The sequence below is a fragment of the Bradyrhizobium sp. genome (assembly GCF_017881085.1).
Classification (GTDB): Bacteria; Pseudomonadota; Alphaproteobacteria; order Rhizobiales; family Xanthobacteraceae; genus Bradyrhizobium.
On record NZ_JADGRI010000187.1, the window covers coordinates 1 to 10668 of the forward strand.

The 10668-nt window shown below is 63.1% G+C and carries 19 protein-coding genes and 1 pseudogene; 11 read left to right on the forward strand and 9 right to left on the reverse strand.

Annotated features, from left to right (window positions below):
* Positions 1 to 424 precede the first annotated feature (424 nt).
* Positions 425 to 865 carry a hypothetical protein gene (locus QZ213_RS17565; RefSeq protein ID WP_291687362.1) on the reverse strand — a complete coding sequence of 147 codons (441 nt, stop codon included), beginning with the start codon at positions 863 to 865 and terminating at the stop codon, positions 425 to 427.
* Between the two features lie 170 nt (positions 866 to 1035).
* Here QZ213_RS17565 and QZ213_RS17570 point away from each other — a divergent pair, with 170 nt between their 5' ends.
* Entirely contained in the window at positions 1036 to 1545 is a 510-nt protein-coding gene (locus QZ213_RS17570; RefSeq protein ID WP_291687363.1) for a mismatch-specific DNA-glycosylase, read from the forward strand.
* A gap of 210 nt (positions 1546 to 1755) precedes the next feature.
* On the opposite strand, the gene QZ213_RS17575 is transcribed toward QZ213_RS17570, so the two are convergent.
* Positions 1756 to 2100, reverse strand: coding sequence for a hypothetical protein (locus QZ213_RS17575; protein WP_291687364.1), 345 nt, complete (start codon positions 2098 to 2100; stop codon positions 1756 to 1758).
* A gap of 151 nt (positions 2101 to 2251) precedes the next feature.
* Positions 2252 to 2725, reverse strand: a complete 474-nt coding sequence (locus QZ213_RS17580; protein ID WP_291687365.1) for a hypothetical protein — start codon at positions 2723 to 2725, stop codon at positions 2252 to 2254.
* Between the two features lie 104 nt (positions 2726 to 2829).
* On the opposite strand from QZ213_RS17580, the gene QZ213_RS17585 reads away from it, so the two are divergent.
* A complete protein-coding gene (locus tag QZ213_RS17585) occupies positions 2830 to 3597 on the forward strand; it encodes an SDR family oxidoreductase (protein WP_291687366.1) in 768 nt (255 codons plus the stop codon).
* On the opposite strand, the gene QZ213_RS17590 is transcribed toward QZ213_RS17585, so the two are convergent.
* Entirely contained in the window at positions 3582 to 4016 is a 435-nt protein-coding gene (locus tag QZ213_RS17590) for a hypothetical protein (protein ID WP_291687367.1), read from the reverse strand. The genes QZ213_RS17585 and QZ213_RS17590 overlap by 16 nt on opposite strands.
* Positions 4017 to 4095: 79 nt before the next feature.
* On the opposite strand from QZ213_RS17590, the gene QZ213_RS17595 reads away from it, so the two are divergent.
* Together QZ213_RS17595 and QZ213_RS17600 are read left to right on the forward strand one after the other, a co-directional pair.
* Entirely contained in the window at positions 4096 to 4548 is a 453-nt protein-coding gene (locus QZ213_RS17595; RefSeq protein WP_291687368.1) for a collagen-like protein, read from the forward strand.
* 248 nt (positions 4549 to 4796) lie between these two features.
* On the forward strand, positions 4797 to 4994 hold the full coding sequence (locus tag QZ213_RS17600) for a hypothetical protein (protein ID WP_291687369.1): 198 nt from the start codon (positions 4797 to 4799) through the stop codon (positions 4992 to 4994).
* An 8-nt stretch (positions 4995 to 5002) separates the two neighbouring features.
* Here the strand turns inward: QZ213_RS17600 and QZ213_RS17605 are convergent, their stop codons facing one another.
* Positions 5003 to 5269, reverse strand: coding sequence for a DUF2277 domain-containing protein (locus tag QZ213_RS17605; protein ID WP_291687370.1), 267 nt, complete (start codon positions 5267 to 5269; stop codon positions 5003 to 5005).
* A gap of 121 nt (positions 5270 to 5390) precedes the next feature.
* Here QZ213_RS17605 and QZ213_RS17610 point away from each other — a divergent pair, with 121 nt between their 5' ends.
* The 5 genes and pseudogenes from QZ213_RS17610 (at position 5391) to QZ213_RS17630 (ending at position 7764) form a co-directional block, all read left to right on the forward strand.
* The gene (locus QZ213_RS17610) at positions 5391 to 5636 is read left to right on the forward strand and encodes a DUF2188 domain-containing protein (protein ID WP_291687371.1); all 246 of its coding nucleotides are present in this window, start codon (positions 5391 to 5393) and stop codon (positions 5634 to 5636) included.
* Positions 5637 to 5720: 84 nt separating this feature from the next.
* Positions 5721 to 6089: pseudogene (locus QZ213_RS17615) on the forward strand (hypothetical protein); the annotation flags it as partial.
* Between the two features lie 171 nt (positions 6090 to 6260).
* On the forward strand, positions 6261 to 6614 hold the full coding sequence (locus tag QZ213_RS17620) for a hypothetical protein (protein WP_291687372.1): 354 nt from the start codon (positions 6261 to 6263) through the stop codon (positions 6612 to 6614).
* Between the two features lie 53 nt (positions 6615 to 6667).
* Positions 6668 to 7090, forward strand: coding sequence for a DoxX family protein (locus QZ213_RS17625; protein ID WP_291687373.1), 423 nt, complete (start codon positions 6668 to 6670; stop codon positions 7088 to 7090).
* 68 nt (positions 7091 to 7158) lie between these two features.
* Positions 7159 to 7764, forward strand: a complete 606-nt coding sequence (locus QZ213_RS17630; protein ID WP_291687374.1) for an MSMEG_1061 family FMN-dependent PPOX-type flavoprotein — start codon at positions 7159 to 7161, stop codon at positions 7762 to 7764.
* Between the two features lie 139 nt (positions 7765 to 7903).
* On the opposite strand, the gene bfr is transcribed toward QZ213_RS17630, so the two are convergent.
* The 3 genes from bfr to QZ213_RS17645 all read right to left on the reverse strand — a co-directional run bounded on the left by bfr (position 7904) and on the right by QZ213_RS17645 (position 9230).
* Positions 7904 to 8389 (reverse strand): bacterioferritin, encoded by a 486-nt coding sequence (gene bfr / locus QZ213_RS17635; RefSeq protein ID WP_291687375.1) that lies wholly within the window; start codon positions 8387 to 8389, stop codon positions 7904 to 7906.
* Positions 8390 to 8485: 96 nt separating this feature from the next.
* A complete protein-coding gene (locus QZ213_RS17640; protein ID WP_291687380.1) occupies positions 8486 to 8761 on the reverse strand; it encodes a (2Fe-2S)-binding protein in 276 nt (91 codons plus the stop codon).
* 181 nt (positions 8762 to 8942) lie between these two features.
* Positions 8943 to 9230, reverse strand: a complete 288-nt coding sequence (locus QZ213_RS17645) for a hypothetical protein (protein WP_291687376.1) — start codon at positions 9228 to 9230, stop codon at positions 8943 to 8945.
* Between the two features lie 165 nt (positions 9231 to 9395).
* On the opposite strand from QZ213_RS17645, the gene QZ213_RS17650 reads away from it, so the two are divergent.
* Positions 9396 to 9716, forward strand: coding sequence for a hypothetical protein (locus tag QZ213_RS17650; RefSeq protein ID WP_291687377.1), 321 nt, complete (start codon positions 9396 to 9398; stop codon positions 9714 to 9716).
* Positions 9717 to 9951: 235 nt separating this feature from the next.
* Positions 9952 to 10221 (forward strand): hypothetical protein, encoded by a 270-nt coding sequence (locus QZ213_RS17655; RefSeq protein WP_291687378.1) that lies wholly within the window; start codon positions 9952 to 9954, stop codon positions 10219 to 10221.
* A gap of 154 nt (positions 10222 to 10375) precedes the next feature.
* On the opposite strand, the gene QZ213_RS17660 is transcribed toward QZ213_RS17655, so the two are convergent.
* Positions 10376 to 10668: peptidoglycan-binding domain-containing protein (locus QZ213_RS17660; protein WP_291687379.1), on the reverse strand; the 293-nt coding region annotated here is incomplete at its 5' end.

A 10668-nucleotide genomic window follows, 5' to 3' on the forward strand; every position in this document is an offset into this window, starting at 1 on the left:
GCCTCCGCTGAACCTGTATGCTCGTGTGCGTTTTTTTGTGCATGTTTGCACACGAGACCGCGGGTGCAGCGCGCACCCGGCTTTCCCTGCGCCCTCTGCAGCGGGTGCGAAAGTGACGCAAAGCTCGGGCGGATCGCGCCGCGGGAATGCGGAGGCGTGTCTGCTTCGCTGTTTGAAAATTGAATCGGAAGTCTTACCCCGTCATTGCGAGGAGCGCAGCGACGAAGCAATCCATATCGCCACAAGCGTTGAGATGGATTGCTTCGCTGCGCTCGCAATGACGGTGAATTAATCCGCGGAGACTGTAGGGTGGGTTAGCCGCAAGGCGTAGCCCACCGCTTTGCAAAATGGTGGGTTACGCGGAGTTTATCATCGGGCGCGCATACGCGCGACCCGTTGGCTAACCCACCCTGCGATGCCCGCGCTACTTCAGCGTGATCGCCAGTCCGCTCAGGTCCACATTCGCCATCAGCCCGACCTGCCGGCCGGATAGTTCCAGCACCGCGCCCTTCTGGTTGGTCAGCACGATCGCGCGGGCACCGCCGCCGACCGCGAGCCCCGCGCCGGCCGCGCCGTAGACGCCGGCGACGTCAGACGGGCGGTAGATGTTGCTGACGCGGCCGCGCAGCACGGTCTTCGAGCCGCCGAACACGAGGCCGTAGTCGATGCCGCCGGCGGAGAGCGGATAGCTCCGGCCGTGGAAGGTCAGCACGCCGCCGCCGCCGGAGCCGCCGATGATCCAGCCGGCCTTGTAGATCGTCAGCGACACGAAACCTTCGTCGGCACGGGCGGCGGAGGACAGCGTGGCGCCGGCGAAAGCGATCAGTGCAAGCAGCGCGGCACGAATGGCGGATGACATCTTCATTGACAAAATTCCCCGGGATGGTGTGAGCAGGCGTCGCGAAGCAGAATGAGTCGCGCTGTCGCGATTGTAGCCTATGGGGCGGATCGGCAAAGCGTAATCCGCTGTCTGCGACGCGGCGACCTGCTATTCATGAGGGGCATTCCCCGGCTTTGGCGATGAAAGCGCGCGCGATGGAAAAACTGCCCGACCAGCTTCAGGAGCATCTTCGGCTGGTCTTCGTCGGCACCGCGGCCGGGCAGCGGTCGGCCGATCTCGGCCATTACTACGCGCATGCCGGCAATCGGTTCTGGCGCACGCTCCACCAGGTCGGCATCACGCCGCGCCGGTACGAGCCGCATGAATTTCCTGAACTCCTGAAACTCGGCATCGGCTTCACCGATCTTTGCAAGCTCGGCGCGGGAATGGACCATCAGGCCCTCGCCTTCCCGGTCGACATCCCGGGCTTCCGGGAAAAGATGCGGCACTATCGGCCGAAGGCCATCGCCTTCACCAGCAAGAAGGCGGCGAGCCTTTTCTATGGACGTCCGACCAAGGCCGTGGCGCTGGGCCGGCAGCCGTCGCAGCCGGATTTCCCGATCGTCTTCGTGCTGGCCTCGCCATCCGGCGCCGCATCGGGCTCCTGGTCGGTGCAGCCATGGCAGGAGCTGGCGGATTCGATCGGATTTCCCGCGGCGGACTAGCAGGTCGCGTGCCCGCGCGCCGCACATTTCGCTTTGAACCTGATCGCCGGTTCCCGACACTCAAAAACTGGCCGGCTGCGCAAGGGCAAGTGCGCATTCCAAAACACCGTTCGATCGGCGGATCGGTGGGCACGAGCGCATCTTGCGCCGTGCCCACCGTTATTTTCACGCGGCGCCGGCGTGATCGGGTCCCGACATCGACGAGGCGCGCTACGGCACGTTGAACTGCTTCCTGCACGACGCGCCGATCACCTCGATACCCTTGGCGCCGAGCAGATGCGTGATATCGAGCGCGACGTGATAGGGCGCCGTTTGCGGCAGCCCGACGCCGTCCTGGCAGGCGACCACCTCGATGCCGCAATATTCCGGCCTGGCGATATGGATCAGCGGATGCAACTCGACCTTCATGGTCAGCCAGGGCTTGGTCCCCGCGACGATCAGGAAAAACGTCTTCGCGGCGAAACCCGGCACCACATCCGCCTTCTCGAAATCGATCACGCGGCAGGTCGCCGAATGCGGCAGCGACTCGAACGCCTTCAAATGCACTTCTTCCATGACAAACTCTTTTGAGGAAAACGAAAGCTGCGATAAATCGGACGACAGCTTAATGCAATCTAAAATTGTTAACAAGCGCTGGCGCCTCTGCCGGTACGCGTGCATTCGCGCGAACCGCCGGCTTGACACAACTCGCGAAAGATCGACCCGCTCATCGCTGCCTGATCAGCGCATCGCGCGCCGCGGAGATTTCCTGAAACGCGCGCGCGCTGCCGCCGGCGTCCGGATGCGCGCGTTTGGCGACGTGCTTGTAGGCCCGGTGGATCTCGGCCCTCGAAAGGCTGCGGCCGAGCGGCAATCCGAGCGTCTGCCGATAACACTCCTCGGGCGTCAACGACTTCGCACCATTCTCGCGCTTGCCGAATTGCGGGGTGGTCAGCGTGTGCAAGGCTTCGCGAATAACCCCGAGCCGGCGCCGCGCGGCGTCGCGAATGCCGCGGTCCGCGCTGTAATCGGTGGCGCTGCGCAGGATCGGCAACGCCTGCGTCGCCGCCTGCCGCAACATCGTCTCCTCGCTGAGCCGTGCGATATCGTCCGCAAGGCACGCCGCCTCGTGATAGTCGGGCGCGGCCGCCGACCAGATGCGTTCGATGTCGAGTTTCCATTCGGCGAGCCGTCTGTCCATGGACAACGCCTATACAACGGGCTGGTAAAGCTTTCGGTTTCCGCCCCCGAAATTTTGAATTAGTTTGTAGGGAAACCTGAAAAACAAAAACAGAGGAAACTCCCATGGCCCTTCTCCAGAACCACATCGCGGCCGTCACCGGCGCCGGCTCCGGCATTGGGCGGGCCATCGCATCGGGCTATGCGCGCGAGGGCGCGCAAGTGGTGCTGCTCGACGTCAACGAGAAGGCGGTGGCGGAAGCGGCGCGGGAAATCCGCGACAGCGGCGGCAAGGCGCAAAGTTTTGCGCTCGACGTGACCGACCGCGGGGATTGTATTTCGGTGGCAACGCAAATCGCCGACAAGGTCGGGCAGGTCTCGATCCTGGTCAACAATGCCGGCATCGCCCGCCGCAACGGCATGCTGGGGGCAGCGGACGCCGTGATCAAGGATTGGGACGACATCGTCGCCATCAACCTCACCGGCGTCTTCAACGTCACGCATGCGTTTCTCGGCGCCTTGCGCGCGGCCAAGGGCCGCATCGTCAATATCGGCTCGATCCAGTCCTTCGTGCACCTGCGCACGCCGAGTTCGCCGGCCTACACCGCCTCGAAACACGGCGTGCTCGGCTTCACCAAAGCGCTCGCCGCCGAACTCGGCAAGGAGGGCGTGCGTGTCAATGCGATCGGCCCGGGCTTCATCGAAACGCCGCTGAACGAAAAGGTGCGCGCCAGCGATCCTTCGCTGGTGAAGATCTTCATCGACCACACCCCGCTCGGCCGCGCCGGCAAGCCGGAAGACATCGTGGGGCCGGCGATTTTCCTGGCGTCGGATCTGTCGGCTTACGTTACCGGATCGATCGTGATGGCCGATGGCGGCTACCGGACGATTTGAGCCGGCAAACACGGACTGTCGTGCGCCGACATCAGGCTCGCGGACAGAACGAGCCGCGCGTGGCGCTTGCCGGTGATTTGGGACGCGCATTGAGCCGTCCTGCTCAAAGCGCGCCGCGGCGCAGCCGGCCACTCGCCCAAGCCCCAAGCCCCAAGCAGGAGCACCAGCGCGATGATGGCCACAATGGCGGTCATCAGTTCGACCGTGCGCAATAGAAACGCCAGCTGAACCGCCCACTCCGGCTGCGGCTCCTCGGCAAATGCAATCGGCACGATATCCGCTCTGCCCCGAGCGCTGCGCCGAAAACAGCGACAGACAGCCAGAATACTTTCCATCCTGCATTCATCGGTCGCGCCTGTGCCGTTGTCGTGCCCTGTTTGATGACACCGAAGTCGCCGGCCATGATTGATGTTGATCAATGAGCCAGAACCTTCAGCGCAATTGATGCCGTCACCAAACGTCTGCTAAGGAAGCTTCCGCAAGATCGGGAGTACGCGCGTGGCGGACGAGATTCGGCAGGGACGACAGGGGCCGCAAGGCCAACGCGGCGAGCCGGGGCGTCCCGGTCCGCAAGGCCATCCCGGACGGCCCGGACCGGAAGGTCCGCGCGGCAAACCGGGTCCGCAAGGCAAGATCGGGCCGCAAGGCCCGCGCGGCGAGCCGGGCCCGCAGGGCAAGCCCGGTCCGCAGGGCCCTGCCGGCCCGCGCGGCGAGCCGGGTGCGCCCGGCCAACTGCCGTCGATCGAACAGGTGATGCCGTGGCTGCATCTCGTGTTCGACGCCTACGAAGATTACAAGCGACTGCGCGAGCACGAAACCGCCGAGCGTGAAGCCGTCGAACGCGCCGTGCTGGAGGCGGGCGAACACGGCGAAGGCTCCGGCGAGGATGACGAGGACGACGAGCATCGCAAGGACAAGAAAAAGAAGCGCCACAAGGACAAGAAGAAGTAGCGCAGTGAGCTATTTCTTCCCCGCAAACGGCGAAAGCGGTGCGGCAAGAGAGACTTCAATAGCCCGGCGGCCTGCCAAGTTCGGCGAGAAGCTTATTCTTGCGTTTCTCGGCCGTGGCCGTGCCTTCCGGGAAACTACTTAGGGAATCCAACTTAAGATATCGAGCGAAATTTCGCCCTCCAGCGATCCCGGTTACACATCGATCGAAAGGTGTGCGTTTCTGCGGTCAGATGCAGCGGAGGGTTTCGATGAATCATTCATTTTACAGCGCCGATCGGACCACCCATTCGAAGATCGTGATCATCGCGCTGTTCTGCGCGACGGCCGTGGCCGGGATCGGCATCGCCGCGCATTCCCGCAGCGGCGGCGATCCAGCCGAAGCCGCGCATGTCGACGCCGGCAGGCCCGCGATAATGGCCTCCGCCATTCAGCTCGCGGTCCGCTAGCGATATCCTCACCCGAACCTCAGCTTCGAGCGCTCCCTGGCCTTCTCCGCCTCGGTTTCGCGGTCGCGCGCCGGCGCGTGCGTATGCAGCGAGGTCAGCAGGCGCCGGGCCGAGGCGGCGACCTCGGCGACCGCGCGATCGAAGGCTTCGGCATTGGCCTGCGACGGCTTGTTGAAGCCCGAGAGCTTGCGCACGAACTGCAGCGCGGAGGCCTGGATTTCGTCCTCTGTCGCGGGCGGCTCGAAATTGAACAGCGTCTTGATGTTCCGGCACATTGCTTTTTCTCCCTAATCCGCCCGGGCCTGCTTCAAATACCTGCATCAAAGCTTATTTTGGCATAGAATGGGGGTCACGTTCACCCCTGCCCTCCCGGCAAAATCCAGAGAGTTCCCCCGCATGTCCCATGTCATCTACAAGATCGTCCAGCACGACGGCGGCTGGGCCTATACGGTCGATGGCGTCTTTTCCGAACCATTTGTGACCCACGCCGCGGCGCTGGCGGCCGCCAAGCGCGCCGCCACCGAGCAGCGCGTGCCCGGGCGTACCGAGGCGATCGAATATGAGACGCCTGACGGCAAGTGGCACACCGAAACAGCCGCGGGCGGCGACCGTCCCGACACCGACGTCGAGGACACGCCATAATGTTCCCCTGACGCGGGGCGCTTCCTGCAAAAATTTTTGCAGACACAGGCGGCGGACTATCCCGCACCGAAGCAGGGCGACTGGATCGCCTGGGATTTCAAGACGCTGGCGCCGACCGCGGCGAAGGCCGACAAGATGGTCGACGAGCGGCTGGCGCTGCCTGTGACCGCCGACGCCAATGATTTCGTCTATCAGTGGGAAGCCTCGCACGATTACAATCCTTCTCCCGGATTGGAGAAGATCGAGGCGACGCTGCTTGCGATCAACGCCGCCGACGACGAACGCAATCCGCCGGAGACCGGCGTCACCGACGCGGCGATGAAGCGCATCAAGAACGGGAAGCTTTACGTGATCCCGGCGAGCACCGAGACGCGCGGCCATCTCACCCCCGGCAACGCCAAATTCTACCGGCAGCAACTGCTGCTCGCCACCGCACCGCAGCGGACCATGTGAGACGCGGCTTTCGCACCGCATCAATTTCGCATGCGCGAAAGCAAAGCATATTTTTTGAGCATGCATCCGCCCCTTAGCTCAGGCTTAATCGCGTTCAATGGCTGAAAGATTCGCGGCGCGCTGCAAGGCGGCCCGCCACGATGATGCGGATGCAACGCTGTGGAGAATCGCATGCGAAGGTTCGCGCAGATCGCGCTGCTGGCGGGCTTGCCGGTGCTGGCTGGAACGGCTTTCGCCTTCGACAACGGACAATACGAAAACGTCCCTGCCGACATCCGCGCCTGGTTCAAGGGTGTGATGGCGCCGAACGGCGTACCCTGCTGCGACATCTCCGACGGCCATCGTACCGAATATGATTTCCGCGAGGGCGCCTATTGGGTCCCGATCGAGGGCCAGTGGATGCAGGTTCCGGCCCACGCCATCATCCGCGACCGCGGCAATCCGGTCGGCGAAGCCGTGGTGTGGTACGTGCATCACCGCGGCAGCATCATCATCAGCTGTTTTGTTCCCGCGGATGCGGTGTGAGACCGCAATCGCCGATGGATGGCGTTGCCGCGCCGCAGATGTTAAGCGTACAAATGTCCTCCAGTTTGCGGCCCGATCGTTCCGCGACCATCCGCGCCGTGATGCGCTGGATTCTTGCGGCGTTCTACTCGGCTGCGGGAATTGCGCACCTCTGGACGCCGGACGCGCTGCTCGCAATCACGCCGTCATGGGTGCCGTTCGCGCCACAGGTCGTCTTCGTCACCGGCTTGTGCGAGATTGCAGGCGCCATCGCGCTGGTGACAAGGCCGCTGCGCTGGTGGGCCGGCATCGCGCTGGCGGCCTACGCAATCTGCGTTTGGCCGGCCAATTTCAAGCACGCATTGGACGGCATCGAACTGCCTTACATCGCGAACAGCTGGCTCTATCACGGACCGCGGCTGGCGTTTCAACCCGTCCTGATCTGGTGGGCGCTCTATTGCGCTGAAATTATCGACTGGCCGTGGCGCCGAAGATAAAGCGTGGCCGTCGGAATGCCGCGATGATACCACTGGCACACGACGTTCTTGTCCCAGGGAGAAGGAACTTGACCGAACTCGCCACCTGCGACCTCGAGAAGATCTATCAAAAGCCCTCGCCGCGCGTGCTTGCCAAAGCGCGTCCGGAGATCGACGCGCATGCGAAGAAGTTCATCGGGATGTCACCGTTCTGCGTGCTCGCCACCTCGGGCAACGACGGCAGCGTCGACGCCTCGCCGCGCGGCGGCAATCCCGGTTTTGTCAGCGTCGCCGGGCCGAACCGGCTGCTGATGCCGGACCGCTCCGGCAACAACCGGATCGACAGTTTTCGCAACATCGTCGAGGGGTCGGGCTGCGTGCAGTTGATCTTCTTCGTGCCGGGCATTGACGAGACATTGCGCGTCGGCGGCACTGGCACGCTGTGGGCGGATCCGGCACTGCTGGCTTCGATGGTAGAGTTCGGCAAGCCGCCGCGCGCCGTGCTGAGCATCAACGTAAGCGAGGCCTATTTCCATTGCGGCAAGGCGCTGATGCGCTCGAACCTTTGGTCAGCGAACACGCAGGTCGAACGTGCCGTGATGCCCAGCATCAGCGAAGTCATTCACGACCAGACCGGCCTCGGCGAGCCAGAGAACCAGGCCGTGGTCGAGGCGCGCTACCGGACGCAGTTGTAAGTCCGGATATCAGACGGTTAGAGTTCGTCATTCCGGGATGCGCCACTTGGCGCAGGCCCGGAATCCTTAACCACGATCTTGGGTTATGGATTCCGGGTTCGCGCTGCGCGCCCCGGAATGACGGCAAAGATTATCTTGGCTAATGCTCGCTCTCGAGCCCGCCGACATGCTTTTGGGTGTAGAGATCGAGTCCGATCCGCCCGATCAGATCGAGCTGGGTTTCGAGGAAGTCGATGTGGTGCTCCTCGTCCTTCATCAGGCGTTCGAACAAATCGCGCGAGACGTAGTCCTTGACGCCATGGCAATACGTCGCCGCTTCCTGGTAAAGCGTTCGCGCGGCGACCTCGGAGGCGAGATCGCATTCGATGATTTCCTTGACGTTCTGGCCGATCCGCAAGGGATCCAGCACCTGCATGTTGGGAAAGCCGTCGAGGAACAGGATGCGGTCGGTGAACTTGTCGGCGTGCTCCATCTCCTCGATGGATTCCTTGCGCCAGGTCTTGGCCATCTCCAGCAGGCCCCAGTTGTTGAGTATCCGGTAATGCAGCCAATACTGGTTGATGGCGGTGAGCTCGCTGCGCAGGCCCTTGTTGAGATAGTCGATAACCTTTGGATCGCCCTGCATGATGCTCTCTCGCTGTCGTGACGTCGGAGGGGGAACGCTAAGTCACATTACGGACAGGAGCAACCCTTCGCCGGAACGTGTCGATGTTATGAGATTTCAGGATGCGGCGAGCGAAAACTCGGCCTGTTCGTCGGCGTGCGCATGAGAATGCGCCTCGTCCTTGCCGTGCGGACATCCGGGCTGGCAGGCCTTGGCGCAGGCGCCGAGCGCCTCTTCGACGATGGTCTTCACGGTGCTTGCACACCGGCCGCATTCGACGCTGCAACCGAGGCAGCCATAGACCTGCCTAGCGTTGCGCGGAAGATCCGGCGCTGAGCTGACGGCACTACGGACATCGTGGTCGCTGAGGACGTTGCAGGAACAGACAATCATGGAAACGGACGAACCTTCACTGATGCTCAGCCATGAGATATTTAAGACCGCGGCGCGAAGCAAAAGGAAAAACCGTCTTTTCAAGCAATTCCAAACTGCCCGCCAAAGCAGTTTGGATCGAATCTAAAAACTGCTGTTGCGGTAGATCAAAATCTTGATCTTTCCGGGCGACCGGACCGCATCAATCGCCGCCGCCACCTCCGTCGCCGCCGCCACCGTCACCACCGCCGCCGCTATCGCCGCCGCCGAAATCGCTCGGGTTGCCCGAACTGTCCGTCACCGAATGATCGCCGCCGGACCAGCTGGCAACGGGCCAGCCGTCGCTGCCTGAAATGCTGCCGCCGTCGGTGGCGTTGTCGTCGGCCGACCGGCGATTTCGCTTGATTTTCTCGGCCCCGGTCATCAGCGCGTAGCAGATCACTGAAGTGCCGGCGACCGCGATTGCGAAGGCCATCATCGCGCTGGTCATGGTTCTTCCCTTTATCCGGAACCGGCAAAACGGCGCCCCCTGTGCACCGCAAAATACCTCTGGCCGGCGACACTTCGTCTCCAAATGTGACCGTACCGTTCATTGATCATTCAAGGGAAATATGGAACTTTCGCCACGACGAATTTCTCGATGAAAGGTAAGGCCATGAGGAAGACATTGCTGGCACTCGTTGCCGTCGCCACCCTGGCGATTTCGACCCTGGCGGCCCCCGTCCCTGCCCACGCCCAGCGTGGGTTCGGCGCCGGTCTGGCGGCCGGCGTGATCGGCGGCGCCATCGTCGGCGGCGCGCTGGCCGGCCCGGGCTATTATTATGGCCCCGGCTACTACCCCGGCCCCCGTTACGGCTATTACGGTTACGGTCCGGGCTACGTCGCCGACGACTATTATGGCGGCTGCGTCTGGCAGCGGCAGCGTTTCTGGGACGGCTACGGCTGGCGGATTCGCCGCGTGCGGGTCTGCGGCTGATCCCGTTCATCTTCGTTAAAACGGCGCTGGTTTCCCGGGAAACCGGCTTCTTTTCCGGGAGTATCGAAAATTGGCCTGAAAAAGCCTTCTTTTTCAGTCCAGTAGCCTAAGGGGACGTAGCCTTGGATTGACTGTTGTCCGCTTTCTAGCGAGACGGCCAGCTTCGAACATGGCGTTTTGAGTCATCTTAACCCCGGCGCCGTTGAAGGCGCCCACCTCCAGGAGAGCCCGAGACATGAAGAAGACATTAGCTGCCTTGGTTGCGGTCGCAACGATCGCCGGTTCGCTCGCCGCGACGCCCGCGAGTGCACAGCGCGGCGTTGCCGCAGGCGTAGCGGCCGGACTGATCGGCGGCGCCATTGTCGGCGGAGCCATCGCCTCCAGCCGGCCGGCCTATGGCGGCCCGGTCTATGTGGAAGAAGCTCCCCCGCCCTGCCGCTGGGTCCGCGAGCGCTTCTGGGATGGTTACGGCTGGCGCTTCCGCCGCGTCGAGGTTTGCAACTGATCTGAGCGGCGCCACCACCACAGCCTTGATTTTGAAGCCCGGCCGATGCTTCGGCCGGGTTTTTCTTTTTGCGGTCTTCATGTCCGCGTGAATGCTGTTGCGCGCATCGCGGGAGGAGCAACCCGCCCCGCACATCGAGGGCGATATCCAGTCTCTACCGCGCCGCGCTGATCGAGCGTAGCACCGCTTCGCTCGGCCAGCAGTCCACCTTCAAGCCGGCCTTCTTCTGGTAGGCGCCCAGCGCCGCGCGCGTCTGCATGCCGGCCTTGCCGTCGATCTTGTCGGCATAGAGACCGGCGCGCGTGAGGCCCCGCTGCATCGCTTCGACATCGGCGGTGCGCAACTGGGTCGACGCCGACCACGGCGTCGCGAAGGCAAGCGGGCTCAGCATGCGATCGGCGAGGTGACCGACGAACAGCACATAGAGATCCGAAAAATTATATTCCT

Bases quoted from the DNA above. Each gene is read 5' to 3' on its own strand.
- QZ213_RS17565 (WP_291687362.1), bottom strand. From the start codon at position 865: ATGAAGATGTCATCCGCCATTCGTGCCGCGCTGCTTGCACTGATCGCT.
- QZ213_RS17600 (WP_291687369.1), top strand. From the start codon at position 4,797: ATGAATCATTCATTTTACAGCGCCGATCGGACCACCCATTCGAAGATC.
- QZ213_RS17575 (WP_291687364.1), bottom strand. From the start codon at position 2,100: ATGGAAGAAGTGCATTTGAAGGCGTTCGAGTCGCTGCCGCATTCGGCG.
- QZ213_RS17625 (WP_291687373.1), top strand. From the start codon at position 6,668: ATGTCCTCCAGTTTGCGGCCCGATCGTTCCGCGACCATCCGCGCCGTG.
- QZ213_RS17650 (WP_291687377.1), top strand. From the start codon at position 9,396: ATGAGGAAGACATTGCTGGCACTCGTTGCCGTCGCCACCCTGGCGATT.
- QZ213_RS17640 (WP_291687380.1), bottom strand. From the start codon at position 8,761: ATGATTGTCTGTTCCTGCAACGTCCTCAGCGACCACGATGTCCGTAGT.
- QZ213_RS17580 (WP_291687365.1), bottom strand. From the start codon at position 2,725: ATGGACAGACGGCTCGCCGAATGGAAACTCGACATCGAACGCATCTGG.
- QZ213_RS17605 (WP_291687370.1), bottom strand. From the start codon at position 5,269: ATGTGCCGGAACATCAAGACGCTGTTCAATTTCGAGCCGCCCGCGACA.
- QZ213_RS17585 (WP_291687366.1), top strand. From the start codon at position 2,830: ATGGCCCTTCTCCAGAACCACATCGCGGCCGTCACCGGCGCCGGCTCC.
- bfr (WP_291687375.1), bottom strand. From the start codon at position 8,389: ATGCAGGGCGATCCAAAGGTTATCGACTATCTCAACAAGGGCCTGCGC.
- QZ213_RS17655 (WP_291687378.1), top strand. From the start codon at position 9,952: ATGAAGAAGACATTAGCTGCCTTGGTTGCGGTCGCAACGATCGCCGGT.
- QZ213_RS17620 (WP_291687372.1), top strand. From the start codon at position 6,261: ATGCGAAGGTTCGCGCAGATCGCGCTGCTGGCGGGCTTGCCGGTGCTG.
- QZ213_RS17610 (WP_291687371.1), top strand. From the start codon at position 5,391: ATGTCCCATGTCATCTACAAGATCGTCCAGCACGACGGCGGCTGGGCC.
- QZ213_RS17570 (WP_291687363.1), top strand. From the start codon at position 1,036: ATGGAAAAACTGCCCGACCAGCTTCAGGAGCATCTTCGGCTGGTCTTC.
- QZ213_RS17645 (WP_291687376.1), bottom strand. From the start codon at position 9,230: ATGACCAGCGCGATGATGGCCTTCGCAATCGCGGTCGCCGGCACTTCA.